Source organism: Kitasatospora cathayae (assembly GCF_027627435.1).
Lineage (GTDB): Bacteria > Actinomycetota > Actinomycetes > Streptomycetales > Streptomycetaceae > Kitasatospora > Kitasatospora cathayae.
Window position 1 is genome coordinate 7,455,821 of record NZ_CP115450.1, and the last position, 26,387, is coordinate 7,482,207.

At 71.1% G+C, this 26,387-nt stretch carries 28 protein-coding genes and 1 pseudogene; 27 read left to right on the forward strand and 2 right to left on the reverse strand.

Translation table 11 applies throughout. The annotated features are described in order from the left end of the window. Positions 1–318 precede the first annotated feature (318 nt). The 13 genes from O1G21_RS41865 (at position 319) to O1G21_RS33755 (ending at position 12,619) form a co-directional block, all read left to right on the forward strand. Entirely contained in the window at positions 319–630 is a 312-nt protein-coding gene (locus tag O1G21_RS41865; protein WP_405000748.1) for a trypco2 family protein, read from the forward strand. A 493-nt stretch (positions 631–1,123) separates the two neighbouring features. Then, positions 1,124–3,073, forward strand: coding sequence for a glycosyltransferase (locus tag O1G21_RS33705; RefSeq protein ID WP_270149042.1), 1,950 nt, complete (start codon positions 1,124–1,126; stop codon positions 3,071–3,073). A gap of 107 nt (positions 3,074–3,180) precedes the next feature. Then, on the forward strand, positions 3,181–3,390 hold the full coding sequence (locus O1G21_RS33710; protein WP_270149043.1) for a hypothetical protein: 210 nt from the start codon (positions 3,181–3,183) through the stop codon (positions 3,388–3,390). Positions 3,391–3,612: 222 nt separating this feature from the next. After that, a complete protein-coding gene (locus O1G21_RS33715) occupies positions 3,613–4,467 on the forward strand; it encodes a DUF692 domain-containing protein (RefSeq protein WP_270149044.1) in 855 nt (284 codons plus the stop codon). An 8-nt stretch (positions 4,468–4,475) separates the two neighbouring features. Continuing rightward, complete coding sequence (locus O1G21_RS33720; RefSeq protein WP_270149045.1) at positions 4,476–5,306, forward strand: PqqD family protein; 831 nt, start codon at positions 4,476–4,478, stop codon at positions 5,304–5,306. A 155-nt stretch (positions 5,307–5,461) separates the two neighbouring features. Next, positions 5,462–6,037 carry a hypothetical protein gene (locus O1G21_RS33725; RefSeq protein WP_270149046.1) on the forward strand — a complete coding sequence of 192 codons (576 nt, stop codon included), beginning with the start codon at positions 5,462–5,464 and terminating at the stop codon, positions 6,035–6,037. Beyond that, on the forward strand, positions 6,000–6,692 hold the full coding sequence (locus O1G21_RS33730) for a TetR/AcrR family transcriptional regulator (protein ID WP_270149047.1): 693 nt from the start codon (positions 6,000–6,002) through the stop codon (positions 6,690–6,692). Before O1G21_RS33725 ends, O1G21_RS33730 begins: the two co-directional genes overlap by 38 nt. Positions 6,693–6,776: 84 nt before the next feature. Next, positions 6,777–7,931: an FAD-dependent oxidoreductase gene (locus O1G21_RS33735; protein WP_270149049.1), complete on the forward strand. Its 1,155-nt coding sequence runs from the start codon at positions 6,777–6,779 to the stop codon at positions 7,929–7,931. A 28-nt stretch (positions 7,932–7,959) separates the two neighbouring features. After that, complete coding sequence (locus tag O1G21_RS33740; RefSeq protein ID WP_270149051.1) at positions 7,960–8,745, forward strand: alpha/beta fold hydrolase; 786 nt, start codon at positions 7,960–7,962, stop codon at positions 8,743–8,745. Further along, positions 8,672–9,118: an endo alpha-1,4 polygalactosaminidase gene (locus O1G21_RS41500; protein WP_333493521.1), complete on the forward strand. Its 447-nt coding sequence runs from the start codon at positions 8,672–8,674 to the stop codon at positions 9,116–9,118. The genes O1G21_RS33740 and O1G21_RS41500 overlap by 74 nt, the downstream gene beginning before the upstream one ends. Positions 9,119–9,381: 263 nt before the next feature. Continuing rightward, on the forward strand, positions 9,382–10,431 hold the full coding sequence (locus O1G21_RS33745; RefSeq protein ID WP_270149053.1) for a helix-turn-helix domain-containing protein: 1,050 nt from the start codon (positions 9,382–9,384) through the stop codon (positions 10,429–10,431). A gap of 265 nt (positions 10,432–10,696) precedes the next feature. Beyond that, a complete protein-coding gene (locus O1G21_RS33750) occupies positions 10,697–11,215 on the forward strand; it encodes a hypothetical protein (RefSeq protein WP_270149055.1) in 519 nt (172 codons plus the stop codon). A gap of 105 nt (positions 11,216–11,320) precedes the next feature. Further along, positions 11,321–12,619 carry a beta-1,3-glucanase family protein gene (locus tag O1G21_RS33755; RefSeq protein ID WP_333493522.1) on the forward strand — a complete coding sequence of 433 codons (1,299 nt, stop codon included), beginning with the start codon at positions 11,321–11,323 and terminating at the stop codon, positions 12,617–12,619. A 52-nt stretch (positions 12,620–12,671) separates the two neighbouring features. Here the strand turns inward: O1G21_RS33755 and O1G21_RS33760 are convergent, their stop codons facing one another. Then, positions 12,672–12,839 (reverse strand): hypothetical protein, encoded by a 168-nt coding sequence (locus O1G21_RS33760; protein WP_270149057.1) that lies wholly within the window; start codon positions 12,837–12,839, stop codon positions 12,672–12,674. A 52-nt stretch (positions 12,840–12,891) separates the two neighbouring features. Here O1G21_RS33760 and O1G21_RS33765 point away from each other — a divergent pair, with 52 nt between their 5' ends. From O1G21_RS33765 to O1G21_RS33805, 9 genes are all read left to right on the forward strand, one after another. Beyond that, entirely contained in the window at positions 12,892–13,686 is a 795-nt protein-coding gene (locus O1G21_RS33765; RefSeq protein WP_270149060.1) for an endo alpha-1,4 polygalactosaminidase, read from the forward strand. Next, a complete protein-coding gene (locus O1G21_RS33770) occupies positions 13,677–14,681 on the forward strand; it encodes a helix-turn-helix domain-containing protein (RefSeq protein WP_270149061.1) in 1,005 nt (334 codons plus the stop codon). Before O1G21_RS33765 ends, O1G21_RS33770 begins: the two co-directional genes overlap by 10 nt. 227 nt (positions 14,682–14,908) lie before the next feature. Further along, positions 14,909–15,610 (forward strand): polysaccharide deacetylase family protein, encoded by a 702-nt coding sequence (locus tag O1G21_RS33775; protein ID WP_270149063.1) that lies wholly within the window; start codon positions 14,909–14,911, stop codon positions 15,608–15,610. 178 nt (positions 15,611–15,788) lie between these two features. After that, positions 15,789–16,637 carry a chitosanase gene (locus tag O1G21_RS33780; RefSeq protein WP_270149065.1) on the forward strand — a complete coding sequence of 283 codons (849 nt, stop codon included), beginning with the start codon at positions 15,789–15,791 and terminating at the stop codon, positions 16,635–16,637. A gap of 154 nt (positions 16,638–16,791) precedes the next feature. Then, positions 16,792–17,223: a cysteine/serine endopeptidase inhibitor gene (locus O1G21_RS33785; RefSeq protein WP_270149067.1), complete on the forward strand. Its 432-nt coding sequence runs from the start codon at positions 16,792–16,794 to the stop codon at positions 17,221–17,223. Between the two features lie 525 nt (positions 17,224–17,748). Beyond that, a complete protein-coding gene (locus O1G21_RS33790; RefSeq protein WP_270149069.1) occupies positions 17,749–18,423 on the forward strand; it encodes a winged helix-turn-helix domain-containing protein in 675 nt (224 codons plus the stop codon). Next, complete coding sequence (locus tag O1G21_RS33795) at positions 18,420–19,679, forward strand: sensor histidine kinase (RefSeq protein WP_270149071.1); 1,260 nt, start codon at positions 18,420–18,422, stop codon at positions 19,677–19,679. Before O1G21_RS33790 ends, O1G21_RS33795 begins: the two co-directional genes overlap by 4 nt. 170 nt (positions 19,680–19,849) lie before the next feature. Continuing rightward, a complete protein-coding gene (locus tag O1G21_RS33800; protein ID WP_270151397.1) occupies positions 19,850–20,749 on the forward strand; it encodes an endo alpha-1,4 polygalactosaminidase in 900 nt (299 codons plus the stop codon). 71 nt (positions 20,750–20,820) lie between these two features. Beyond that, a complete protein-coding gene (locus O1G21_RS33805; protein ID WP_270149073.1) occupies positions 20,821–21,411 on the forward strand; it encodes a glycoside hydrolase family 16 protein in 591 nt (196 codons plus the stop codon). 104 nt (positions 21,412–21,515) lie between these two features. Here O1G21_RS33805 and O1G21_RS33810 read toward each other — a convergent pair. Then, positions 21,516–21,731, reverse strand: a pseudogene (locus O1G21_RS33810) (LysR family transcriptional regulator); the annotation flags it as partial. Positions 21,732–21,915: 184 nt separating this feature from the next. Between O1G21_RS33810 and O1G21_RS33815 the strand changes: the two are divergent. The 5 genes from O1G21_RS33815 (at position 21,916) to O1G21_RS33835 (ending at position 26,368) form a co-directional block, all read left to right on the forward strand. Next, the gene (locus O1G21_RS33815) at positions 21,916–22,224 is read left to right on the forward strand and encodes a muconolactone Delta-isomerase family protein (protein ID WP_270151398.1); all 309 of its coding nucleotides are present in this window, start codon (positions 21,916–21,918) and stop codon (positions 22,222–22,224) included. A gap of 521 nt (positions 22,225–22,745) precedes the next feature. After that, on the forward strand, positions 22,746–23,714 hold the full coding sequence (locus O1G21_RS33820) for a metal ABC transporter solute-binding protein, Zn/Mn family (RefSeq protein ID WP_270149076.1): 969 nt from the start codon (positions 22,746–22,748) through the stop codon (positions 23,712–23,714). Beyond that, the gene (locus tag O1G21_RS33825; RefSeq protein ID WP_270149077.1) at positions 23,711–24,619 is read left to right on the forward strand and encodes a metal ABC transporter ATP-binding protein; all 909 of its coding nucleotides are present in this window, start codon (positions 23,711–23,713) and stop codon (positions 24,617–24,619) included. Before O1G21_RS33820 ends, O1G21_RS33825 begins: the two co-directional genes overlap by 4 nt. Continuing rightward, complete coding sequence (locus O1G21_RS33830) at positions 24,609–25,535, forward strand: metal ABC transporter permease (RefSeq protein WP_270149078.1); 927 nt, start codon at positions 24,609–24,611, stop codon at positions 25,533–25,535. Before O1G21_RS33825 ends, O1G21_RS33830 begins: the two co-directional genes overlap by 11 nt. Beyond that, complete coding sequence (locus tag O1G21_RS33835; protein ID WP_270149079.1) at positions 25,532–26,368, forward strand: metal ABC transporter permease; 837 nt, start codon at positions 25,532–25,534, stop codon at positions 26,366–26,368. Before O1G21_RS33830 ends, O1G21_RS33835 begins: the two co-directional genes overlap by 4 nt. The last annotated feature ends 19 nt before the right edge of the window (positions 26,369–26,387 follow it).

Genomic DNA, 26,387 nt, shown 5'->3' on the forward strand with positions numbered 1-26,387 from the left:
GGAAGGCGCAGGCGGAGCCGGCCGGCGCCGGATGGGCTGCCGGCGGTTCCGGGGGGAGCCCGGTTGCACTGCTGCGCAGTCCCGGGTGCGTCTCGCGGACCGCCCCGAACGCGCTGGCCTGACCCGTCGCCTGGGCCCGTTTTCCTCGCCCGGGTTCCGGGCGAGCAGGGCGACGGCGGCGCGGGGATCCGACCAGATCGCCTCCGCCGGCCGGGCGCCGACTCCGCCGGTAGATCCTCGAACACCGAACGTGCCGCTCATGCCCGGGAGTTGCCGGCCGTGACAGGTCCGTCATGCACGTGTCCTCGAAGTCCTGCAGTGAGGCCAGGTCCATCACCCGAGCCACCGGAGACCAGTGGTCGAACTTGTCGGATCATCCGTGATCTGCGGGGCCGGTTGGGGCAGGCCGTGGCCGACGGCGCCGGCCGGACGATCCAGTTCGAGCCGGGTGAGGTTGAACTGGAGGTCTCCCCGGCGCTGGAGCGGTCGGGGGAGGGGCGCCGGGGTGTGTTTCTGGGGCGTGGAACTGGGACCGGTTCGAGGAGATCGACACTGCCGACGAGGCTCGCCCCGGCCCTGGTGGCGGCTGGCCCGCGCTGGCCTCTGCATCGACCGATGGGCCGACGGTGACCCCAGGAGCCCGAGCCGCACCGCGTTCTGACACACCCGAAGCAGCCGCCCCGGGAACCGGTGAGAACCGTTCCGGGCAGCAGGTGAGTTGCAGCGCCGACACCGAACCGGCTGGTGAGAAACGCCCGGAAGCCTGGTGAGTCTCCGCGCTCGTGGCCCGCCGGGTCCCGTCACGGCGGACAGTACTGGCGTTGCCACGCTGATGGTCGGTGCCGGCACGGTTGTGATTCTCGGCGTCATTTTCCGCGAATTCTCGTCGTCCGGGGCGCGTGAAGTGCGTACACGCTCCGGCGTATGCGGACCATCCGCCGGGCTCTCGTAGCGCAGATATATTATCGTCTTTAGCTCTTGTGAGCCATTTACGTTCGCCCGGATCTCCGGTTCACTGTGAGAGACGGCTTCTGCCGCGCCACCGGTACCCATTCCAAGGCCTGCGACCGGTAAGGCGCCCTCAACCTACCCGATAGATCTCGGCATCGCTTGGGGTGGCGGCATGAACATCTGTTTTCTCACGAAGTACCCGCCGATCCAGGGCGGGGTCAGCATGCACTGCTACTGGGCCGCCCGCGGCCTGGCCGAGCGGGGACACCGCGTCTTCGTGGTCACGAACGCCGACGAGGTGGAGGAGACCTTCCGGATCCGGATACCCGAGACCGACCGGGTCGGGAGTGGCGCCTACGCACCGGAGTTCCCTGAAAGCGGCGGGCGCGTGATCGTCACCAGCACGCAGCCTCCCGATCGGCGCGAGCTCTACTACGTCCCGCTCGGCAATCCGACCGTCAGCCGGCTGGCAGGCCTGGCAACCGAGCTTATCCGCGCGCACGACTGTGAAGTGATCTTCTCGTACTACCTGGAGCCGTACGGAGTCGCGGCCCACCTGGCAAGCCGGTTCACCGGGGTGCCGTACGTCTTCAAGCACGCGGGCAGCGACCTGCACCGGCTCATGCGGCTACCGGAGCTGCGGACCACCTACACCGAAGTCCTGCGCGGCGCGAACCGCCTGATCTCCCGGGGGCCCTCGCGCACCCGGCTGCTGGAGGCGGGGGTGGACGAGAGTGCGATCACTTCGTGCGCCGCCTTCGGGTTGCCCACCGACCTCTTCACCCCGGTCGGCCCGTCCCGTCCGCTGTCCCAGTGGATCGCGACCGGCCCGGAGCCGGCCCGGCCGGTCGACAGCGGACTGCCCGTCCTCGGGATCTACGGCAAACTCGGCGAGTTCAAAGGGTCGTTCGACCTGCTCCACGCCATGCGGCGGTTGTTCTCGGACGGCTTCAGATTCAACCTGGCGGCTGCCGTACAGGGATGGCAACAGGACGCCTTTACCCGGCTGGCGGGCCGGCTCGGACTCGCCGACCACGTCCACCTCATCCCGTTCATGCCGCACTGGTCCATCCCTGAGTTCATCCGCAGTTGCACCGCCGTCGCCTTCCTGGAACGAGACTTCCCGATCGCGGCGCACACTCCGACCATCCCATCGGAGATCATCGCCTGCGGCGGATGCCTGATCGTGTCCACCGAGGTCGCGCGAAAGCAGCTCTTCCGGGCCGCGATCCGGGACCGCCGCAATGTCGTGGTCACCGATCCGCTCCGCCACGACGAACTCGCGGCGGCCCTGCGCTACGCGCTCGAGGACGGCGCGCGGGCCCAGGACATCGGCCGCCGGGGACACGTGGAACTGGACTACGAACCGACCTATGAGTCCTACGTCGGGGAACTCGAGCAACTGCTCATCAGCGTTGCCGCGGAGCCGACCGGCTCATCCTCCCCGAGCCGAAACCCCGACACCGCCGGTGCCGACCCGGCCGGGGTGGCGCAAGCCCTGCCGGGCCTCTACCCGCGCACCCAGGCCTTGCTGACGGCCGACGACGAGCGGCGGCTGCACCGGGCGGCACAGGTCGACGGCAGCCATCGCGACGCGGCGGACCGGCGCGCCCTCGCGTTGAGGGTCGGCCAACTGCTCCTCAGTGTCCTGCCGCCGCACGCCGTCGTGGCCCGCGAGGTGTGCCGGTACGAGTACAAGATCCATGAGTGGACGCGCGACGCGACCAAGGACAAGCCGACCACCCCGTCGGTAGCGGAACTCGGCTGGCGCGCACGGCCCGACCAGGCGCGGCCACGACTCGTGGGCCAGGCGGAGATCGTCGAGTTCAGCTGCGATGTGGAACCGGTGCTCGAGGCGCTGGCCGCCGGGCGCGAGGCGCCGGCCGGAGAGGGGCCGCTGAAGGTCCTGTTCCACGAGGCGACGGCGCCACTGCGGGTGAGCGAGCCCACCGCGTGGGTCGTCGAGCTGCTCCGCGCCGGGGACCTGACCGTCGATCAGATCGCCCACCTGGCGCGCGAACGGTACGACGCGATCGGTCCGCACTCCGACCGGACGTCGGCGGCACAGTGCCTCGACGTCCTCGAAGGCCTCTACTGGGAGGGGGTGGTCACCTTCGGCTGACGCAGTGGCGCACACCGGCCGTGCCCGCGGCGCGCGCCGGGGAGAACGGCAGAGCCCGTCCGTACACCGGACGATCGCGAACGACGAAACCATGAAAGGGGAATGACATGAGCGACCAGAACAAGAGCCAGAAGATCGAGGTGCGAGGCAGTGTCGACGCCGCGAAGTACCACGCGGCCAAGGCGCTCGGCGGCGAGAACACGATGTTCGAGCTGCGTGCGATGAAGCCGAACCGCGGATCCAACGCGGCGGTGGCCAACTGCATCGTGTGCCTGATCTGCATCGTGTGCGCGGCCGGTTCGCCCGCAGCGGCGTGAGCCGTCCCGATCGCGACGACCTGGTCGGCGCGTGAGGGAACACCGGCGACATAGGGCGGCGAAGGTGATCCGCTGCTTTGCGGCGGCGGGGTCCCGGGCCGAGAACGCGCCCCCAACCGGGCGCTTCGAGAGCCACGCGGGCACCTTCGCCGGCCCGACAGGGCGGCCCCGGGCTGCCACCACGTCACTTGACGACCCCGAACCGGCAGGAGTGATGCGACCATGCGCGAACCGTCCGTTCTCGGAGTCGGGCTCGGCTACCGACAGGAGCTGCGGGAGGCAATCCTCGACGCGGCCGACTCGATCGACTTCCTTGAGCTGATCACCGACCAATACATCGACATGCCACCGCACAAGGCGGTGGAGGCCCGCGAACTGGCCGACAGATTCCCGATCCTGCTGCACGGCGTCGACCTGTCACTGGGCACGGACCAGCCCCCCGACACCGAGTACGTCAAGAAGATCCAACAGCTGGCCGAGCGGACCGACCCCGAGTGGGTCAGCGACCACCTCTGCTTCACCCAGGTCCCCGGCCTCAACCTCGGACAGCTGACCCCGCTCGCGTTCACCCCGGAGACCACCGAGATCGCCGCTCGGAACATACGCCTGGTCGCCCAGGAGCTCGACCGGCCCTTCGCAGTGGAGAACATCTCGTACTACTTCCGTGTGCCGTGGTCCACCATGAGCGAGGCAGAGTTCATCACCGAAGTGGTCACCCGGGCCGACTGCCACCTGCTGCTCGACCTGACCAACGTGCTCAACAACGCGACCAACCTGGGGTTCGACGCCGCCGACTTCCTTGACCGGATCCCCTTGGAGCGCGTGCTGCAGATCCACCTCGCCGGCGGCTACTGGCAGGACGGCGTGCTCCTGGACACCCACAGCCACCCCGTCCCGGCCCAGGTCCTCGAACTGCTGCTCGACTTCGTCCCGCGCATGCCCGCCCTCAAGGCCGTGATGATCGAACGCGACCAGAACTTCCCACCGCCTGCAGAACTGCTTGCCGAACTCAACGGCATACGACAGGCCCTGGCGCCCGCCTGGCCGCCGGCCTCGCCACGCGGAGGCGGCAGGTGAGCGAGCACATGAGTGAACTTCAGCGTCAGCAGGCACTGGCGCGCTTCCTGACCGACCCCCGGGCCCGACAGGCCGTGCTGGCCGAGCAACCGGACCCACTCCCGTGGGCCGACCGCGAACTGAGGGATCGGCTGAGCGAACTGGACCAGCCGCGCACCTCGATGTACTCCCACCTGCTCCTGGTCAACCGCATGACGAAGGTCACCGATGCGCTCCCGCTGGTCAGCTGGGCCCTCGGGCAGCGCCTGTGGGAGCTGGCGCCGGAGTACAACACGTGCTGCCCGCCCCGCCGGCCGAAGAAGCAGGACGAGGCCTTGGCATTCGCCGGCTTCCTCCGCACGAAGCTGGGGTCCGACCTCAACGGACCGGCGTGGCTGGCCGACGTGCTGAGCTACGAGGTGGCGGTCCTTCGGATCCGTTTCTTCCCTGGCGGCCCGCCCGCCGGCGCCCTGCCGGCGGCGCCGACGTTCTCGCGGGAGGAGCTCCATCGGGTACGGCCCCGGCTCACCCCCGCCACCAGTCTGCTGGCCCTGGACCACGACCTGGAGGAGATCGGCGACTGCTTCGAGCGCGGCGAGGCGCCGCCCCGAGCGCAGCGGCGCACGATGCTTCTGCTGCTGCAGGCCACACCCGAGGGCAGCGTTCACCAGGACGAGGTGAACCCGGCTGTTGCAGCCTTCCTCAGGGCCTGCTCCCCGGAGCGCACCCTGACCGAGGTGATCGAGCGGGTGGCCCGGGAGTTCCAGCCGGTCCCGCCGCCGGAAACGCTCCGGGAACAGTGCCTGGCGCTCTGCGCCCAGCTGGTACAGCGCGGAGTGCTCACGCTGCAGGCGGCCTGAACCCGCGCGGGCCGAGCGTCCCGGGGTCGGGTCCCGCCGATCCGACGAGGCATCTGGCTCCGGGCTCCGTGGGCCACCGAGGTCGCCGTCCCCACCGACCTTGCAAGGGTCAGTCCGTCAAGGGTGAGCGGGTCACCGCTGCGATCGCGGCCCTGGTGGAGCGCTTGTCCGGGCTGGCGATGACGGTGCGCAGGTTCATCCCCGGCGAGGACCACACCGAGCAGCTCAACCACGTCACCCAGGCCATGCGCGACCTGCGCGAGGAGGAACGTCGAGGCCTGTTCGACTACCCCGGCGGCGACGACGAATACTCCGAAGCCCTCGAAGTCGTCGTCGACGAACGCCGCCGCCTTGCCATCACCGCGCTCGGGCGCGGAACGCCGCTGGCCGGCAACGCCGGCCTGGTGACCTCGTCCCTGGCGATGTGCGACCTGATCGCCGCATCGGGTGTGGCCTTCAGGGCGGTGGCCTGCCCGTCCTTCATGCACGACCTGCTCAACCAGGTCCGTGCGATCAAGGAACAGGGCAGGTTCTTCATGAACCGCTGTCCACCACGTCACTGCGCCACTGATCGCTCTGCGCCGGCATCACTCGTCGGCGCAGAGCGATCAGTGGCCGGAAGCCTCGTGGGATCTGACGAACATGTTCGTGGCGAGCTTGTTCGTGACGAACATGTTCGTTACTGTGGGCGGCATGAACTCCCGGAACCCCGCACCGCGCAGTCGCCGTGAGCGGCCCGCCAAGCCCGCCCTGAGCTATGAGGGAATCGTCGCCACCGCCGTCGGCGTGATGCGGGCCGAGGGGCTGCAGCGGGTCACGATGCGGCGCCTGGCCCAGGAGCTCGATACCGGTCCGGCCTCGCTGTACGTGTACGTGGCCAATACCGCGGAGCTCCACGCGGCGATCCTGGAAGAGCTGCTCGGCGCGGTCGACCTCGGTCCGGTCAGTGCGGCCGGCGACTGGCGCGACCGGCTCGCGGCGGTCCTCGGCTCCTACACCCGGGTGCTGTTCGAGTACCCCGGCCTCGCGCACTCGGCACTGGTGGCCCGGCCCTCCGGGCCGAACTACCTGGGGCTGGTCGAGGCGCTCCTCGCGCTCCTGCACGAGGGCGGGATTCCCGACGCACAGGCCGCCTGGGGTGTGGACGTCCTGCTCCAGGTGGCCACCGCCACCGCCGCCGAGCAGTCCGTGCGGGACCGCGACATCGCCGCCGAGGACGAGCACGACGCGCTGGTGGACGCGCTGCGACAGGTCAGCGCTGAGACGTACCCGCGGATCGCGGCCCTGGGTGCCGACCTGGTCTCCGGAGCGCCTGAGCAGCGCCTGGCCTGGATCTTCCGCGCGGTTGTCAACGGTGTGCAGGCCACCCCCCGGCAGCCGGACTGATCGCAGCCGGCACCGCACCGGGTCATCCCGGCACCGGGTCATCCCGTTCCTGGTCGTCGAATCCCGTCGAATCGAGGTACCACCTTGACCACCACGACGCACCACTCCATAGCCATCGTCGGCGCAGGCCTCGGCGGCCTCACCCTCGCCCGCGTCCTGTACACCGCCGGAGTCGAGGCGGCCGTCTTCGACCTGGACGCCGACCGGCACGCCCGCACCCAGGGCGGCATGCTCGACATCCACGAGGACTCCGGCCAGGTCGCCTTGCGCGCGGCCGGACTGCACGAGGACTTCCTTCGGCTCGTGATGCCCGGCGGGGAGGCCATGCGGGTCCTGGACCGGCACGCCACCGTCCGCTTCGAGGAGAGCGACGACGCCTCCTCGCACACCCGACCCGAGGTCGACCGCGGCCGACTGCGTGACCTGCTCCTCGACTCCCTGCCCGACGGCATGGTCCGCTGGGGCGCGAAGGCCACCGCGACCCGCACGCTCGCGGACGGCCGCCACGAGGTGGCGCTCGCCGACGGCACCGTGTTCACCACCGACCTGCTGGTGGGTGCCGACGGTGCCTGGTCGAAGGTCCGCCCGCTGGTGTCCAGCGCGGTGCCCGCCTACACGGGGGTGTCCGTCGTCGAGGGCGACCTGCTCGACGCCGACACCCGTCACCCGCAGGCGGCCGCCGTCGTCGGCGGCGGCATGCTCTTCGCGCTCGGTGGCGGCCAGGGCTTCCTCGCCCACCGTGAGTGGGACGGCAGCCTCCACGTCTACACCGCCGTCAGGATGTCGCCCGATTGGCTGGAGGGCATCGACTTCACCACCCCCGACGCGGCGAAGAGCGCGGTGCTGGAGCAGTTCGCCGACTGGCATCCCAGTCTGCGGGCGCTGGTCGCCGACGCCGACGGCCCGCTCGTGCCGCGGCCGATCGTCGCCCTGCCCGTCGGTCACCGCTGGGAGCACGTGCCCGGCGTCACGCTGCTGGGCGATGCCGCCCACGTCATGTCCCCGTTCGCCGGCGAGGGCGCCAACAACGCCATGCAGGACGCCGCCGGACTCGCCCGGGCGATCCTCGACCACCCCGGCGACACCGAGACCGCGCTCGTCCGCTACGAGCAGGCGATGTTCCCCCGCGCCGAGGCCGCCGCCGCCGACTCCGCCGCCAACCTCGCCCTGTGCTTCGCCGCCGACGCGCCCCAGGGCCTCGTCGAGCAGTTCGCCTCCCGCCAGGAACAGTCCGCGTGAACCGCCCGACCAGCGAGGAGCTCACCACATGACCACCCCGACCCCGACCGGCCGGCAGGTGCTCCTGCGCCCCGGTGTCACCCTGGCCGTACGCGAGAGCGGGCACGGCGCCCCCGTCCTGCTCCTGCACGGCGGACCCGGCCCCGACAGCCTCACCCCACTCGCCGAGCACCTCGCCAACCGCCACCGCGTCCTGCTTCCCGTCCACCCGGGCTGGGACGACACCCGCCGCGTCCCCGAGCTCACCACCGTGGGCGACCTCGCCGAGGCGTACCTGGCACTGATCCGCCAGCTCGACGCACATCCGACGGCCGTCGTCGGCAGTTCCTTCGGCGGCTGGATCGCCGCCGAGATGGCCCTGCGCGACACCGGCCGACACCTCGACCGGCTCGTCCTCATGAACGCCATCGGCCCTGCCGTGCCCGGCCACCCGCTGTCCGTCCCCGGCCCACCGACCGGACCCAGCGGCAACGCGGCAGTGCGGCCCACCGGTGACAGCGAGAGCGAGGCACCGCGCCGAATCTCCTCGCCCGCCGGCCTGGCGGCGCTGCGCACGTACACGGGGCCCACGATGCAGGACGAGGGCCTGCTCGGCCGCCTCAAGGACGCAGGCCGGCCCGTGCTGGTCGTGTGGGGCGAGGACGACACGGTCGTCAGCCCCGACTATGGCCGCACCTACGCCGCCGCCTTCCCCGACGCACGCTTCGTGCCCATCCCCGGCGGGGGCCACCTGCCCATCCGTGAGCAGCCGGCCGCGACCTTCGCCGCCATCGACGGATTCCTCGACGCGCTCGCAGCCCCGAACACGCCCTGACCGGGACGGGTGGACCCAACCTGCTCGGACGGATCGAATCCACCTGGGAGCAGCGGAAGTTGGCCTCATCCCCGAGCCCGGCTTCGACTTCGTCGTGTCCGAGAAGTGCGGCGCCACCGGGGAGTGCGATCGGTACGCATCGGCGTACGGCGGCCGGGTCCTGGACATCGAGTACGGCGACGCCTCCTTCGTCAGGGTCGCCAAGGCGTGCGACGGCTGGAAGTCGTCGATGTCCGTGGGCTGGTGCGATCGCGACCTCACCGCCCCCGGCGACTCGAAAGTGCGTCTACCGGAAGTGCGCGTGACGCAGCTACCGTGCCCGCTGTGTGCACCTTCCTGGCGAACGCGCCAGCGACAAGGTCCCGTTCGGTGACGCGGCGAGCAGCCGGTTGCCCTGGGGCGGGCACAGTGCCCATTCGGTGGCAGCATCGCACTGTCCGGCGGATCGCCAGGCTCCAGGCCATGAGCAAGGCCCCCCGCCTTGACGGTCCGGGCCTGCCTGACCCGTCGGGAGCCCGGCTGTGGACCCGGCGAGTTCCCTCACGCAGACGAGGAAGAGTGCACCGCCCCATGTTCGGACCGAAGCGTGGCACTGATGGAACATCAGTGCCACCTCAACGACGAGGAGCCCTGACGGTGACGAAGAAGCGCGGCTCCGACGGGACGTTCGCCTTCGAGGTCCTGGAATCAGGCGGCGCGCAGCTCGGGTTCGACCTCTTCCGCGGCAGCTGGGAAGCACAGGTGGACGAGGAGTATCCCGCACCCGCCTTCGCGCCCGGCGCCGCGGGCGACTTCCGGATCAGCGTGCGCGCCGTCAAGGTTCACGACCTGGTGATCGCCGATGTTCGCGGCGCGTCGATCACCGGCACCAACCGCGGCACCCCCGGCGACCACGACGATCGGGTGCTGATGCACGTGGTCCGGCCCCGCTTACGGAGCTTCAGCAGGTCTCGGGCCAGTGAGGTCGTCGGGCGGGCGGGAAACCTCATGCTCCAGCGCGGCGGCTTGCCGGCCTCGGAGGAGGCCGGGCGCATGTCGGCGAAGGTGCTGATCATGCCGGCGTCCGTGCTGGGGCCGCTGATCCGCGACCGACTGGTCACCGGCTCGGTGGCATCGGCTGAGGCGCGCCTGCTCCTGGCCCACATGAGCCTGGTCAGTGAGGCCTTCGCGGGTCTCACACCGGGCGGTGCACGGGCCGCGCACGATGCTCTGATCGAATTGGTCAAGGGGCTGCTGAGGGGCCAGGCCGACAGCACCGAGCCTCAGCCGGCCCTCGTACTGGCCCAGGCAGCGAAGGAACTGGTGGACCGGCGAGTAGCCGACGCGGAGCTTTCGCCGTCGATGCTGGCCAGCGAACTCAACGTTTCCTTACGGACCCTGCACCGGGCCTTCGCGGCGGCCGGCGAAAGCGTCGCCGCCTACGTCCGTCGCCGCCGGCTCGAACAGGCCCGAAGCCAACTGGCCGAGCTGACAGGCCAGTCCAGCGTCTCGGAGATCGCCGCCCAATGGCACTTCGCCGACAGCAGCCACTTCATCAGGGCCTTCAAGCGTCAGTACGGCCAGACACCCGGTGAGTTCGCCCGTCAGGCCGGCGGCCAGGACGCGAGCAGTGAGGCCGTTCACCGCCAGGCCGCCCTGCCGATTCCGTTCCCGTCCATTGGCGCCGGCGGTGCGGCGCGGGGCTGACGTCCGCCGAAACCACCCGCTCTCGTCCGGGTCATGAGCCGCCATGAGATGAGCCCGCTGTGCCGTGGCGCTGATGTTCCGCCCGCCTGGCACTGCCGTACAAGCCCGCGCGGTGCCGTCCGACCTAGCGTGAGCGACCAGAAGCAACGGCCCGCGTCCCGTCGCGAACCCGATGGATCGGCCAGGCCCCATACCCGCGACAACACGGGCAGGGCCCGGGTGAACCGGACCCCGCCCCACATCCTTACGAACGAGAGGACTCCCCGTGCGCATCCCCCGGCTCATCGCCGCCGGCGCCCTTGCCGGAAGCCTGTTGCTGCTCACCGCGCCGGCCCACGCCGCCGCCGCCCAGACAACCGCCGTCACCGCCTACGGCTACAACGACAACGACGACGGCAACGGCAACTCCGGCACCGCGCGGATCTCATACCCGCAGATCCACACCCAGGCAACCGAGGGCAGCGGCAGTTACGACGACCCGGCCACCTTCGCCACCGATCCCAACGAGTACCCTCCCGGCACCATCATCTACGTCCCCCACCTGCAGAAGTACTTCATCATGGAGGACGGCTGCGTGGAGTGCACTGCGGACTGGCAGAACGGTGTCCACCACGTCGACCTGTGGATGGGTCCGGCCGCCCCGCAGCCCGAACCCGCCCTCGCCGACTGCGAGAAGTACGTCACCCGATCCTCCGCCGACATCCTCGTCAGCCCGGACCCGGGCCTGCCCGTGGACACCACCCCGATGTTCGCGGACGGCCAGTGCACGGCCGTCATCCACTGACGCCCGCTCATCTCGACGACCAGGGCGGCGAGGACGCGACTGAAGGCGCCCTACAGGACCCGAACGAACGGCCTTGCCGGCCCGGTCATCCCCCTGGAGTGACTCATGCTCTCACGACGCACCTTCCTCGCCGCCTCCGCAGCCGCGCTCACCACCCCGGCCTGGCTGTCCGGGCTCGCCTCGCCGACCGCTGCCGCCGTGCCCCTGCCGATCACGCTGCGGAACAACTCCGCTTCCAACGCCGCCGTCTACGCCTACATCTCCGGTACGGACGCCGGTGGGTGGCCCGGCTTCGTTGGACCGGACGGAGTCTTCAACCGGCTGCCGAGTCCTTCATCGCCCCTCACACCCGCGCCTGACCACTCCATCGCGCTGGGCCCATCCGGCAGTTCCACCACGCTTACCCTGGCCGAATACGTGATCGGCGGCCGCGTCTGGTTCTCGGTCGATCAGAAGATCCAGTTCTTCGTCAATCCGCCGAGCGGTAGCGGGGCGCCCGACCTGGTCCAGCCCGGGTTCACCAGCTCCGACCCCAACTGGCTGACCGACTGGACCTTCTGCGAGTTCACCTACGACAGCGCGAACCTCTACGCCAACATCAGCTACGTCGACCTCGTCGCCTCCCCCATCTCCCTGCAGACGACCGGCAGCGCCGGTCTGCAGACCGTCAGCCCGCTCCCCGCCGGCGCCCTGACCTCCATCGCTTCCGGGCTCATCGCCCAGCACGCGAGCGACGGCGCACCCTGGGACACCCTCGTAGCCACCGGCAGCAGCGGCGCGGTGCTCCGGGTCATGTCCCCCATGCACTCCACCGCCGACTTCGGCGGGTACTGGACCCCCTACCTCGACCAGGTGTGGAGCCGCTTCGCAAGCACACCACTGACGATCAACACCCGGTCCCTCGGCACGTTCACCGCAACGGTCTCGGGAGGCGTTCTGACCTTCTCAGGCCTGGAGGACAATGGCGTGGCCTTCACGATGCCGAGCGCCGCCGACATCTTCAGCTGCAACGGCGGACCGCTGTACAACTCCGGTGGCGACGCCCGCTCCGCCGTGGCCGCCCGCCTGGGCGCCGCGCTGAACCGAAGCACCCTGCTACTCGCCGGAGGCGAGAACCAGCCCGACGGCGTTACGGCCTCGCAGTACTACACGGATGCGATCACCAACCACTACGCCCGGCTCGTCCACCAGTACGCGTCCATCGGCTACGCCTTCCCGTACGACGACGTCGGCCCCACCGGGAGCGCGCCCGTCGACGGACACGTGCAAGACCCCGCGCCGACCTCCTGGACGATCTCCCTCGACACCACCGTCACGGGCTCCGGCGCCGCCGCGGCGACCCGGGCGACCGGGTCGCAGACGCGCTCGCTCCCGCCGCTGCTGCCGCAGCGCACGGACGGCTGAACCGCGACGGCCGGTGAGGCGCCGCCACCTTTGCCCGGGTCTCATCCTCCGCTCATCCGGCATCGGTGACAGTGAAATCGTGCTCGGCACCACCCGGCAGGGAAGCGGCCGCCACGTATTCACCATCCGAAGGACCGGAGGAGTCGATGATGCGCTCACCACGAGCAACGAGCAGTGTGACAGTCACGGCCATCGCAGCGGTGACGATGTTGTCCCTCATCGCGGGGGGCGCACCGCGCGCCCTCGCGGCGAACGACGACAGCCCGCGTCCGATGGCTCGCGCCTCCGCGGTGGCGGCTGCCTCGACCGCCGGTTCGATCTCCGATTCGGATCCCGGCCAGAAGCAGGTGGACCCGCCTTCGGCGGGCGCGACGTTCGACTACCAGATCGGAAAGGCCTATCCGGCCCCCGATGGCGTCCGCGTGGTCTCCCGGGACAGCGGCGCGAGCCCCCAGCCCGGGCTCTACAACGTCTGCTACATCAACGCGTTCCAGTCCCAGCCCGGCGCCGAAGGCTGGTGGCAGAGCAATCACCCCGACCTTCTGCTGCGCGATGCCGACGGCGGATTGGTCATCGACAAGGAGTGGAACGAGCCGCTGCTGGACATCTCCACCGACGGCAAGCGCGCCGAGCTCGCGGAGATCGAGTACGGCTGGATCGACGGCTGTGCCGGCAAGGGATTCCAAGCGGTCGAGCCCGACAACCTCGACTCGTACGGACGATCGAGCGGCTTGCTCGACCCGTCGCACGCCGTCGCCTTCGCGACACTCCTCGCCCAGCGCTCCCACGCCGACGGCCTGGCGATCGGTCAGAAGAACACCGCGGAACTCCTCGACCGCCGTCAGGAGATCGGCTTCGACTTCGCCGTGTCCGAGCAGTGCGGCGCCACCGGGGAGTGCGGTCAGTACGCTTCGGCGTACGGCGGCCGGGTCCTGGACATCGAGTACGGCGAAACCTCCTTCGCCAAGGCGTGCGACGGCTGGAGGTCGACGATGTCCGTGGTTCGGCGCGATCGCGACCTCACCGCCCCCGGCGACTCGAAGTACGTTTACCGGCAGTGCTCGTGACGCGGCCAACGGAAACGGCGGTGTGCCCGTCCGGTGCCTTAGACACCACGGAGCCAGGCGGCGCGCAGCTCGGTTTCGACCTCGTCCGCGGCAGCTGGGAAGCACGGGTGGGCGAGGCGTATCCCGCACCCGCCGTCACGCCCGGGGTAGTGGGCGACTTCCGGATCAGCGTGCGCGCCGTCGAGGTTCACGACCTGCTGCTCGCCGATGTCCGCGGCGAATCGCTCCCCGGCACCAACGGCGGCATCCCCGGTGATCGCGACGATCGGGTGCTGATGCACGTGGTCCGCCACCGGCCACGGAGTTCCAGCAGGCGTCACGGCGAGGTCGTCGTGCGGGCGGGGCGCTTCATCCTCCGACGAAACGGCCCGCCGACGTTCGAGGAGACGCGGCGCATGTCGGCGAAGGTGCTGATCGCGCCGGCGTCCGTGCTGGGGCCGCTGATCCGCGAGCGACCGGTCACCGGCTCGGCGGCATTGCCCGAGGCGCGCCTCCTCCTGGCCCACATGAGCCTGGTCGCCGAGACCTTCGCGGGTCTCACACCGGTCGGCGCGCAGGCCGCACATGACACTCTGGTCGAGTTGGCCAAGGGAGTGCTGAGAGGGCGGGCCGACAGCACCGAGCCCAAACTGGCCCTCGTACTGGCGCAGGCGGCGAAGGAGTTGGCAGACCGGCGACTCGCGGACCCGGAGCTCTCCCCGTCGATGCTGGCCCGTGAGCTCAACGTTTCCGTACGGACCCTGCACCGGGCCTTCGCGGAAACCGGGGACGGCATCGCCGCGTACGTCCGGCGCAGCCGGCTCGAACAGGCACAACACCAACTGACCGATCCGGCAAGCCAGTCGAGCGTCTCGGAGATCGCCGCCCGCTGGCACTTCGCCGACAGCAGCCATTTCATCCGAGCCTTCAAGCGTCAGTACGGCCGGACACCCGGTGAGTTCGCCCGCGCGGCCGGCGGCCAGGACCGGGGCACGGAGAACAACTCGTCCGCCTGAGCTCCGTGATTCGCCGTCAGTCCGCCTCGGCGTGTGGTGGCGCTGATGTTCTGCCGGGCCTGGCGCTGGCGTACAAGCCCGCGCGGTGCCGCCCGGCCTAGCGTAAGCGACCAGAGGCAACGGCCCGCGCCCCGCCCCGAACCCGGCGGATCGGCCGGGCCCCGTGCCCGCGACAGGCGATGGACAACCATCAGACGAACCGTCAACCAGTAATGAGGAGAACCTCGATGCGTATCGGCACCTCCCTGAAGCGACTGTGCACCGCCGCCACCGTCGGCGTGGTGCTGCTGGCCATACCCACCGCCGCCTCGGCGGCCACGCCCGACGTGGTCACCGAGACGGCGACCGGCGCGGGCAGCCAGTCCTTCGCCCTCACGATCGACGACGGCCCGAGCCCGACCTGGACGCCCCAGGTGCTCGACGTGCTCAAGGCGCACGGCGTGCACGCGACCTTCTGCATGATCGGCGACCACGCCGCGGCCTACCCGGACCTGGTCCAGCGGATAGCCGCCGAGGGCCACCGTCTGTGCAACCACACCATGCACCACATCAACCTGACCACCCAGAGCCCGGACCAGCAGCGGGCCGACATCCAGGCCGCCTCCGACGCCATCCACGCGGCGGTCCCGGGCGCCAACATCGACTACTTCCGCGCGCCGGAGGGCGCCTGGACCGCCGATGCGACCCAGTACGCCGCCCAGCAGGGCATGCAGCCGATCGGCTGGTCGGTGGACACCGAGGACTGGCGCACCCCGGGTGTCGACACCATCTTCCAGAACTACAAGCGGCAGTTCAGCGGCGGCGGCGTGATCCTCATGCACGACGGCTCGCAGGAGAACGACCGCAGCCAGAGCGTCGCGGCGATGGACCAGATCCTCAGCGACCTGGCCAACAACAACTTCACCGACGACGTTCCGGCCGTTCGCTGACCGCCCGCTTCCGGCCACCCACAGGTCCCGTAGCGCCCGGGCGGATCCGTGTCCTCGGGCCTCGCGCACCGCGCGGGGCCCGAGGGGGCCGAGAGTAGCTGGGCCCCGGCCATTCCTGTCCTTCTCCACGTGCGCCGCGCCCGGCCCACTCCACGAACACTCCCGATCGGAGCGCATCATGCGCCGTATCCGCGTACAGTGCCTCAGCGCGGTCGTCGCCGCCTCGGTGGTCCTCGCCGGTTCGGCCGCGCTCGCCGGCCGTCCCCCCGCGGCCGCCGTGGCACAGCGCGCCTCCGCTGACGGCGGCATGACGGATGATCAGCACCGCCGGGCCGACCAGCTGATCAGCATCTTCGAGAACAGCACGACCGAGATCCAGTACGGCTATGCGCAGGACCTCGGCGACGGCCGGGGCGTGACGGCGGGCCGGGCCGGCTTCACCACGAGCGACGGCGACGCGCTCCAGGTGATCCAGGCCTACACCGGTCTGGTGCCGGACAACCCGCTCGCCCGGTTCATCCCCGAACTCCAGCGACTGGCCGCCGCCGGCAGTGCCGACACCTCGGGCCTGCCCGAGGCCGACTACCTCGCCGCCTGGCAACAGGCGGCAAACGACGCGGTATTCCGCCAGGTGCAGGACGAGCAGGTCGCCCAGCGGTACTTCGCCCCCGCCATGGCCGACGCCGGCCAGCTCGGCCTCAGCACCGCGCTGGCCCGCGCCGAGCTGTACGACGCCTCGATCCAGCACGGCAACGGCAGCGCGTACGACGCACTGCCCGCGCTCATCAGCCGGACCGACGACAAGGTCGGCGCGCCGGCCGCCGTGGGCGAGGCGGCATGGCTGGACGCGTTCTTCGACGTCCGGATCGACGACCTGCTGAACCCCGCCAACTCCGCCACCAAGGACGAGTGGTCGAAGTCGGTCGACCGGGTCGAGTGCTTGCGCCGGATCGCCCGGAGCGGCAACCACAACCTCGACGGCCCGCTCACCGTCACCGCCTTCGGCTCCAGCTACACCCTCGCCTGATCCCCGAGGTCACCCGACCGGCCAGCAGGCGCACTTCACCCTCGTCACCCTCGCGACCACGGGTCCCGCGCCGACCGGGCCGAGCCACCGGACGGCCCCAGCCGCAGGCCCACCGACGCAACCACCACTCCCGAACTCACCATGAAGGAAGACCATGCCCCGATCGAACCGCATACGTCTGTGGGCCGGCAGCCTGCTCGCCGCCGGATCACTCACCCTCCTCACCGCCGGTCCCGCCACCGCCGACGTCCCCGTCGACCAGCCGGTCGACGGCACCGCGACCTACTACAACGACGCCGGCAACGGAGCCTGCGGCACCCCCATCAACGCCTCCACAGACCTGCTGGTCGCCGTTCCCGCCGCCTACTGGACCGCGGCCAACCCGAACAGCGACCCGCTCTGCCAGGGCGTCTCGGTGCAGGTGACCTACAACGGCACCACCATCACCGTTCCCGTCGCCGACAAGTGCCCCACCTGCGACCCCGCCCACATCGACCTCAGCGCCCCCGCCTTCCAGCAACTCGCCGACCCCAACCTCGGCGTCATCAACGTCACCTGGACCTTCGTTCAGAACAACGGCAGTTGAGCACCGCGCCCACTCCGGCGACAGCGGTCCCGTCGAAGCCGCGCAGGCCGCTCCCCGGGGTCGTTGCCGTTCCGCTGGACGCCGAGTGGCTCGCCCCGGGCGCGGTACGGGTGGCCCTGAACGCGGTCGAACCCGGCATCTGGGCCTGAACGCGGTTCAGGTAGTGTCCGTTTCACCCGAGACGGCCTCGTAGTACCTCGCAGTACGTCGTACACCGGACGCACCGCGCACGCGTCCGCGTGCCGCCCAGCCCGCACGTTCGTCCGTGTCCGCTGGAACCGGGCAGCCCCCGTCCCCGGGGCTGCCCGGTGGGAGCCCGAGGAGCATCCCGTACGCAGGCCACTGTCCTACGACCGACACGATCGTGCCGTGACCGGGCGCATCCCACCCTGGTGGAGTGCGACGAGGAGGGCGGCCGCCGTCGCAGCGGCAGCTGGGACGGCGTGGTTGGTCCGGGCTCGCCTCACGGGTGCGGCCCGCCCGGCCGAGCGTGAGGCCGATCTCGGCCCGGTAGGCTCACCTGTCGTGCGCGTACTGGTGATCGAAGACGATGCGGACCTGGCCCCGGTGGTCGTGCGGGGGCTGCGGGAGGCGGGGTTCGCCGTCGACCTGGCCGGTGATCTGGCCGAGGCCGACCTCAAACTGGCCGTCAACGGCTACGACTGCGTGGTGGCCGACCGCTCCCTGCCGGACGGGGACGCGCTCACGCTGGTCGCTGCCCTGCGCAGGGCGGGCTCCAGCCTTCCGGTGCTCCTGCTCACCGCGCTGGACGCCGTCGCCGACCGGGTGGCCGGCTTCGAGCACGGCGCCGACGACTACCTCGTCAAGCCGTTCGCGTTCGCCGAGCTCAACGCCCGGGTGCGGGCGCTGTGCCGCCGGGACCAGCCCGCGCGGCTGCCCGAGCTGCGGGTCGGCGAGCTGGACCTCGACTTCCCCCGCCGCCGGGTGCGCCGCGCCGGTGTGCTGCTCACCCTGACCGCGAAGGAGTTCGCGGTCCTGGAGGTGCTGATGCTGCGGGCCGGCGAGGTGGTCACCCGCAGCGAGCTCATCGAGCGCTGCTGGGACGAGCACACCGAGCCGCTGTCCAACGTCGTGGACGTCCTCATCGGCCAGCTGCGCCGCCGACTCGGCCCGCCCGAACTCATCGAGACGGTCCGCGGCGCCGGATACCGCCTCGCCGATCCGGCCGATCGCCCGTGACCGGGCGTACGCCCGCCGTCGCACGCCTGCACCGCGTCCGGTGGGCGATGACCCTGCTCTTCGCCGCCACGACCGCGGCCTGCCTGGTGGTGCTCGCCGCCATCGCCGTCCACACCGACAGCCAGTCCCGTGCCCGCGGCCTGGACGACACGGTGAGCCACGGCGCCGACGGCCTGGCGCGCGTCCTCTACTACGACGACAGCGGAGTACTGCGCCTCGACGGCATCTACGACGACAGCCTCGCCGATCACGCCATGGCCCTCGGCGTGATCCAGGCCGCCCCGGGCGCGGCTCCGCAGCTGCGCCACGCCCAGCCCGCGCGAACCGCCCTGCCGGAGCAGACCCGGCTGGAGGAGCTCTGGCGGACGGTCCAGCAGGAGCAGGAGACCGTGGTGGTCACCGCCCCCACGGCCGACGGCCGTTCGTACCGCTGGGCCGTGGCCCCGGTCTGGGACGGCAAGATCCTCGGCTCCGCCGTCCTGGTCGGGGCAGACCCCGCGCGCGGCGAGGCGGACCACGCGCGGCTGGTCGAGTGGCTGGCCGCCGGCTGCGCCGCGCTCGTGCTGGTGGCGGCCGCAGTAGGCCACCTGCTGACCGGGCGCGCCATGCGACCCGCCCTGCGCGGACTCGAACAGCAGGAGCAGTTCCTCGCCGAGGCCGCGCACGAACTGCGCACACCGCTGGCCACCCTGCGTCTGGTCGTGGAGCACGGAACCACCGCCGAGGGCGGGGCGCCGGCCGCCCTGAACGAGGCGGTCCGGCTGGTCGACCGGCTGGGGCGCCTGGTCACCGGACTGCTGGCCCGGGCCAGGGCCGAGGCGGGCACCCAGGAGATCGAACGCACCCCACTGCGCCTGGACCAACTCGTCGAGCAAACCGTGCAGGAGCTGCCGGACCCGGCCGGGGTGACGGTCAGCGCCGAGGCGGTCGTCGTCGAGGGGGATCCCGAACTGCTGGCCCAGGCGGTCCGCAACCTCGTCGAGAACGCCCTCCGCCACGGCGGCGGCACTCCGGTCGAGGTCACCGTCACCGCCGGCCGGGTCGCGGTGCGCGACCACGGCCCCGGCGTGCCCGCGGGGGAGGGCGAGCGGGTCTTCGAGCGCAGGGTCGCCGGAGCGGGGAGCACCGGTACCGGCACGGGACTGGCCATCGTGCGCTGGGTGGCCGAACTCCACGGTGGCACCGCCCGTTTGTCGCAGGCTTCCGGCGGCGGGGCCGTGGCCGAGCTGTGCCTGCCGGAGCGGACGAGCAGCTGAACCGCGAGGGCCGGCCGGGCGCCGACGACACCGTTCCGGCGCCTCATGCTCCGCTCATCCGGCGTCGGACACAGTAGAGCCGTCCACTCGTCCGGGCCGTGGCCCGGTGTCGGTCGCGGCGACCGGGGCAGGGACGGTTTCCCGCATGAACTGGAGCATTGATCGTGCATGTGAGCAGGGTTCTCTCCCGGCGCTCGGTCGTGGCCCTGACGGCATCAACCGTCATCGCCTCGTTTCTCACCACCGCCTGTTCGGGCGGCGGGAGTTCCGAGGAGGCGCCCTCATCGTCCCAGGGGACACCGGCCGCGACCGGCGCGCCTTCGGGCGAACCCGGCGGGCGACCGTCCCAGGTGACGCTTCCCCCGGTGCACGCGGGCATCGACTACCAGCTCGGTGGTCCCTCCACCCCCGCGCCGGGTGTGACCGTCCTCGCCCGTGACCACACGGCGCCGCCCGCGCAGGGCAGCTACAACATCTGCTACCTCAACGGCTTCCAGGCCCAGCCCGGTGCGGAGAAGGAGTGGGAGGCCGACCTGCTGCTCCGTGACCAGGCCGGGAAGGTCGTCATGGACAAGGAATGGGGGGAGGCGATGCTGGACATCCACACCGAAGCCAAGCGCAAGCGGATCGGGCAGAAGCTGAACACCTGGATCGACGAGTGCGCGGCCAAGGGGTACCAGGCCGTCGAAGCCGACAACTACGACACGTACACCCGGGCGCCGGACGGGCTGCTGACCGCGGACGACGCCAAGGCGTTCCTGTCCCTGCTCGCGGCGCACGCGCACGAGAAGGGCTTGGCCGTCGGTCAGAAGAACACCCCGGAGCTCGCCCCGGCCCGCAAGGAGGTCGGCGCCGACTTCGCGGTGGCGGAGGAGTGTGGCCAGTACAACGAGTGCGGCGACTACACCGCCGCGTTCGGCGACCATGTGATCGTGATCGAGTACACCGACTCCGGCATGAAGACCGCGTGCCGAGGCTGGGGAGACAGGATCAGCATCGTGCGGCGGGACAAGAAGCTCGTGCCCGCAGGCAGTGTGGGACACCTCCGCCAGACATGCGGCACGTCCTGATCCCCGAGAGCGAGGCCGTGAGGGGCGTGGGGCGCGGGACACGGGTCGCGGCCGGGCTGGGAGTCGCCTTGGTGCTGGCGCTGACAGGCTGTGAGCTGCCCGCGAGCCCGTCCCCGCCTCCTTCCTCCCCGTCCTGGCAACTGGCGTGGTCGGACGAGTTCGACGGTGCGGCCGGCGCCGCGCCAGACCCGGGCAAGTGGGGCTTCGACCGCGGCGGCGAGCCGCAGTGGGGCAACGAGGAGTGGCAGTACTACACCGACCGGCGCGAGAACGTGTCGCTCGACGGATCCGGCAACCTCGCGATCACCGCCCGGAGGGAGAGCCTGCCGGGGATGGCGCCGTGCGAGGCGGGAACCTGTGACATCACTTCCGGCAGGATCACCACCAAGGAGCGGTTCGCCCGCGCGTACGGGCGGTTCGAGGCCCGGATCCGCGTTCCCACGGGGTCGGGGCTGTGGCCGGCGTTCTGGATGACGGGTGCGGACATCGACCAGCACCCGTGGCCCGCCAACGGCGAGATCGACGTCATGGAGGTCCTTGGCAACGATCCCGCCACCGTCCACGGAACGGCACATGGTCCCGGAAGCGGGGACAGCGGCATCGGCGGCAGCATCGGGCTCCCCGCCGGGGCGCGGCTCAGCGACGGCTTCCACACCTACTGAGCGGCTCGGACCATGACCGCCCGCCCCTCCCGGTCGGCGGCGGGCGGGCTCCGGCGGGCCCGGGGCATTCCCCCCGGGAGTGGCGGTGCCGGGGGATTCCCGCCCCGGTCGGCGGGCGGCAGCGCGGTCCCCGCCGGGGTGAGCGCCACCGAGCGCCGGTCGCGGTCGAACAGCCGCACCCCGAGGTCGCGTTCGAGCGCCTTGATCTGCTGCGACAGCGAGGGGTCGGCGATCAGCAGGCGCGTGGCGGCCCGGCCGAAGTTCAGTTCCTCGGCGACCGTGACGAAGTACCGCAGTCGGCGCAGCTCCACGCCCCACATGCTACGAGCGCTGGGAGGCTGCGCCCATCAGCAGGAAGGGCGCCGGTCGTGGCGCCCGGTCCGGTGACGGACGCACGATGAACACAGGGCGGCACACCGCACGGCGGAGCGCCCCGCAGCGCCCCGCCCACTCACCGAACACCCCTGTACGGAGCCTGACATGATCCAGTTCCCGCACGAAGCCCTGAACGAGTTCCTGGTCGAGATCACCACCACCGTGCCCGAAGGCACCCCCGCGGAGGAGGTCGACCGCCGCCGCGCCGCCGAGGCCGTCCGCGCCCGCGAACTGGCCGCTGCCGGCCGCCTGGCGAGGCTGTGGCGCCCGGTCGGCGAGCTGCGCAGCATCGGCATCTGGCGGGCCGCAGACGAGGACGAGCTCCGCGAGAAGGTGCTCGGCACCCTCCCGCTGCGACCGTGGATGACCCTCACCGTGACCGCCTTGGAATCCCACCCCAACGACCCGGCCCGCTGGGCGCCGTCGGGCTGCTCCTGAGGCCGTTGACCAGCGTCGCACCCTGGTTGACCCTGGCCGCGGCTACCGGGCCCGTACTGCCGCGGATCGGGGCGAGAGGCGTGCACTCGACTCGTGGAGACCGCCGGATCGCCCCTACCACGGCGCTCCTGCTCGTTGCGGCCGTCACCGTCGCGCTCGCTACGACACGGCGGTGACCCGGGCAGGCGGAGGCGGGCGGCAGTGGGCCGAGCCCGCTGGTCGGGGGCGTCTCAGCCGCCGTCCCGGACCGCGGTGAGGCACTGCTCGTAGAGGTCCGCCGGAGCCGCAGCACGTCGGAGGGTCTCGGCCGCAGCGGTGACGTCACCCCGGATGTCGAGGCGATCGGGCCGAGCTGGCCAGGGCGGCCGCTGGTGATGGTTCGCTGGCCCTTTGGTAATGATTTCCATCTCGCTCTCGAAGTAGCTGGTTATGAAAACCGTTTCCATCTATGGTGATGCCGTCCAACGGAGCCGGACCCCGCCCAGACGGCGGATCCGGCAGGTTTCGAGGAGCAATCCGCCATGCGTGTCGTCCCGTTCAGCAAGCCCCGCCGCCTTCCGAGAATCGTGCTCGGTGCGGCCGCGGTCGCAGCCCTCGTCGCGACCAGCGCGTGCTCCACCAGCTCGCCGGCGAAGAGCACGTCCGCGGGGTCGAGCGGCACCGCGAGCTCGAAGGTGATCCAGGTCGTCGCGGCGGAGAACTTCTGGGGCTCGATCGCCACCCAGCTGGGCGGGGACCACGTGAAGGTGACGAGCGTGATCACCAACCCGGACACCGACCCGCACTCGTACGAGCCGACCGCCGCCGACGGCCGCACGGTCGCGGGCGCGGACTACGTGATCAGCAACGGGATCGGCTACGACGCCTGGTCGGACAAGCTGCTGTCCGCGAACCCGGCCTCCGGTCGCACCACGCTGAAGGTCGGTGACCTGCTGGGCAAGAAGGAGGGTGACAACCCGCACCAGTGGTACTCGGCGGACAGCGTCACCAGGGTGATCGACCAGATCACCGCCGACTACAAGAAGATAGACCCGGCCGACGCGGCCTACTTCGACACCCAGAAGAAGACCTTCACCACCCAGACGCTGGCCAAGTACAACCAGCTCGAAGCCGACATCAAGGAGAAGTACGCGGATACCCCGATCGGCGCGTCCGAGTCGATCGTCACCCCGATGTCCGAGAGCCTGGGCCTGAAGATGCTGACGCCCGAGACGTTCCTGGACGCGGAGAGCGAGGGCACGGACCCGACCGCCGCCGACAAGGCCGCCATCGACCAGCAGATCTCCGGCAAGCAGATCAAGATCTACGTCTACAACACCCAGAACTCCAACCCCGACGTCGTGGCCCAGGTCAACGCCGCGAAGGCGCAGGGCATCCCGGTCGCCCAGGTCACCGAGACCCTCGCCCCGGCGGGTGCCACCTTCCAGGACTGGCAGACGCAGGAGCTGCAGGGCATCGCGGACGCGCTGAAGCAGGCGACGGGCAAGTGAGCATCCACCCGATCGAACGGGTCCGTAGCGAGATGGGCCGTACCGAGATGGAGCGCAACGCGCCCGGTGGGGAGTCGGTGCTGTCGCTGCGCGGTGCGGCCGTGCGCGTGGGCGGGCGGACCCTGTGGTCGGGTGTCGATCTGACCGTGGGGGCCGGGGAGTTCACCGCCGTCCTCGGCCCCAACGGCGTCGGCAAGTCCACCCTCGTCAAGGTCCTGCTGGGGATCCTCCCGGCGGCGGCCGGCGAGGTCCGCGTTCTCGGCGCGGCACCCGGGGAGCGGAGCACCGCGGTGGGCTACCTGCCGCAGCGCCGCAACTTCGACGCGAGCGTCCGCATCCGTGGGGTGGATGTGGTGCGGCTGGGCCTGGACGGGGATCAGTGGGGGATCCCCGTCCCGGGCCTGGGCCGGGCGAAGCGCCGGGCGGCGCGTGAACGTGTCGAGCAGGTCATCGAGTTGGTCGGCGCAGCCAAGTACGCGCACCGGCCGATAGGGCAGTGCTCGGGCGGTGAGCAGCAGCGGCTGCTGATCGCCCAGGCGCTGGTTCGGCGTCCGCGCGTGCTGCTGCTGGACGAGCCGTTGGACAGCCTGGACCTGCCCAACCAGGGCGCGATCGCCGGGCTGTTGGGCCGGATCTGTCATGAGGAGGGGGTGTCGGTGGTGATGGTCGCGCACGACGTCAACCCGATACTCCATCACCTGGACCGGGTGGTCTACATCGCCGAGGGCGGCGCCGTGGCCGGCACCCCGGCCGAGGTGATCACCTCCGAGACGCTGACCCGGCTGTACCGCACGCCCGTCGAGGTGCTGCGCACGAGCGACGGCCGACTGGTGGTGGTCGGGCAGCCGGAGGCCCCGGCCGTCCACACCGACCGGCACGGCGGGGGAGGCCGGGATGATCACTGATGTCGTTCCGCTGGCCTCCGACGCGACTTCGCCGGTGTTCTCCTGGAAACTCCTCGCGGACTTCCAGGACATGTGGTCCTACCTGTACATGGTGAACGCCTTTCGGGCCGGGCTGATCGTGGCCGTGGTGTGTGCGGTGGTGGGCTGGTTCATGGTGCTGCGCCGGCAGACCTTTGCCGGACACACGCTCTCGGTCGCGGCCTTCCCCGGTGCCTCGCTGGCCGTCCTGGCCGGTTTCTCCACCTCGCTCGGCTACTTCGGATTCTGCGTCGCCGCGGCTCTGGTGATAGCAGCGATGCAGCGCGAGGGCCGGGACGGTGGCGCGGAGGAGTCCGCCGTCACCGGTACGGTCCAGGCGTTCGCGCTGGCCTGCGGCTACCTCTTCATCAGCCTGTACAAGGGCCTGCTGGAGGGGCCGACGGCGCTGCTGTTCGGCGACTTCCTGGGCATCACCACCGGCCAGGTGGTGACCCTGGCGGTCGTCGGCGCTGTGGTGCTGGCGGTGCTGGCGGTGATCGGGCGCCCGTTGCTGTTCGCCTCGGTGGATCCGGAGGTGGCGGCCGGGCGGGGCGTGCCGGTGCGGCTGCTGGGCACGCTGTTCCTGGTCCTGCTGGGCGCGGCCACGGCCGAGGCCAGCCAGATCACCGGCACGCTGCTGGTGTTCGCGCTGATGGTGATCCCCGCCGCGACCGCCCAGCAGCTCACCGCCCGGCCGGGGCTGAGCCTGCTGCTGTCGGTGCTCCTCGCTCTGGCGGCGTGCTGGGCGGGACTGATCGCGGCGTACTACCAGCCGTACCCGCTGGGCTTCTTCGTGACGGGCTTCGCCTTCGCCGCCTTCGTCCTCGCCCACCTGTTCCGCTTCGCCCGCGAGGCCGCCGGCCGTCGGGCGCCACTACAGATGGGGAGTGCCGCATGAGTACGGTCATCAGCCAGGCGTTCTTCCAACACGCCCTGCTCGCCGGGACGTTCATCGCGCTGGCGTGCGGTCTGGTGGGCTACTTCCTGGTGCTGCGCGCCCAGATCTTCACCGGTGACGCGCTCAGCCACGTCGCGTTCACCGGCGCGATGGCCGCCCTGGCCGGCGGATACGACCTGCGCCTCGGGCTGTTCGCCGCGACCATCGGCGTCGGCCTGCTCATCGGCGGTCTCGGCCGCCGGGGCCGGGCGGACGACGTGGTGATCGGCAGCGTCTTCGCCTGGATCCTCGGCCTGGGCGCGTTCTTCCTCACCGTCTACACCACCTCGCGCAGCGGCGCCCAGGGCGGCGCCGGAACGAGCGTGCTGTTCGGCTCGATCTTCGGCCTGCACGGCAACCAGATCACCGTCGCGGTCGCCGTCGCGGGCGCGGTCTGCCTGATCGTGCTGCTGATCGCCCGGCCGCTGCTGTTCGCCACCCTGGACGAGGCCGTGGCTGCCGCCCGCGGAGTGCCGGTACGGGTGCTGGGCTTCATGTTCCTCGCGCTGGTCGGCGCCTGCGCCGGCGAGGCCACCCAAGCCGTCGGCTCGCTCCTGCTGCTGGGACTGCTCGCCGCCCCGGCGGGCGCGGCGATCCGACTCACCGACCGCCCGTACCGCGCGCTCGCGCTGTCCGCCGCGCTCGCCGTCGCGGAGATGTGGGGCGGCCTGCTCCTCAGCGCGGCGGCGCCGAAGCTGCCGCCGAGCTTCGCGATCATGGCGGTCGCCACCGCCGTGTACGCGGCCACCTTCCTCGTCCGCCCGGCCCGCGCCGCCCACCCTGCGACGGCCTGACCAAGCGGGGAAACGGGGG

Excerpts from the sequence above, each read along its gene's own strand:
- O1G21_RS33760 (WP_270149057.1), bottom strand. The coding sequence starts at position 12,839 with ATGAGGGACAACATCGTCACCGCTGCGATGGCCGTGACTGTCACACTG.
- O1G21_RS33710 (WP_270149043.1), top strand. The coding sequence starts at position 3,181 with ATGAGCGACCAGAACAAGAGCCAGAAGATCGAGGTGCGAGGCAGTGTC.
- O1G21_RS33830 (WP_270149078.1), top strand. The coding sequence starts at position 24,609 with ATGATCACTGATGTCGTTCCGCTGGCCTCCGACGCGACTTCGCCGGTG.
- O1G21_RS33715 (WP_270149044.1), top strand. The coding sequence starts at position 3,613 with ATGCGCGAACCGTCCGTTCTCGGAGTCGGGCTCGGCTACCGACAGGAG.
- O1G21_RS33755 (WP_333493522.1), top strand. The coding sequence starts at position 11,321 with ATGCTCTCACGACGCACCTTCCTCGCCGCCTCCGCAGCCGCGCTCACC.
- O1G21_RS33835 (WP_270149079.1), top strand. The coding sequence starts at position 25,532 with ATGAGTACGGTCATCAGCCAGGCGTTCTTCCAACACGCCCTGCTCGCC.
- O1G21_RS33785 (WP_270149067.1), top strand. The coding sequence starts at position 16,792 with ATGCCCCGATCGAACCGCATACGTCTGTGGGCCGGCAGCCTGCTCGCC.
- O1G21_RS33775 (WP_270149063.1), top strand. The coding sequence starts at position 14,909 with ATGCGTATCGGCACCTCCCTGAAGCGACTGTGCACCGCCGCCACCGTC.
- O1G21_RS33720 (WP_270149045.1), top strand. The coding sequence starts at position 4,476 with ATGAGTGAACTTCAGCGTCAGCAGGCACTGGCGCGCTTCCTGACCGAC.
- O1G21_RS33740 (WP_270149051.1), top strand. The coding sequence starts at position 7,960 with ATGACCACCCCGACCCCGACCGGCCGGCAGGTGCTCCTGCGCCCCGGT.
- O1G21_RS33705 (WP_270149042.1), top strand. The coding sequence starts at position 1,124 with ATGAACATCTGTTTTCTCACGAAGTACCCGCCGATCCAGGGCGGGGTC.
- O1G21_RS33780 (WP_270149065.1), top strand. The coding sequence starts at position 15,789 with ATGCGCCGTATCCGCGTACAGTGCCTCAGCGCGGTCGTCGCCGCCTCG.
- O1G21_RS33765 (WP_270149060.1), top strand. The coding sequence starts at position 12,892 with ATGGCTCGCGCCTCCGCGGTGGCGGCTGCCTCGACCGCCGGTTCGATC.
- O1G21_RS33730 (WP_270149047.1), top strand. The coding sequence starts at position 6,000 with ATGAACTCCCGGAACCCCGCACCGCGCAGTCGCCGTGAGCGGCCCGCC.
- O1G21_RS33820 (WP_270149076.1), top strand. The coding sequence starts at position 22,746 with ATGCGTGTCGTCCCGTTCAGCAAGCCCCGCCGCCTTCCGAGAATCGTG.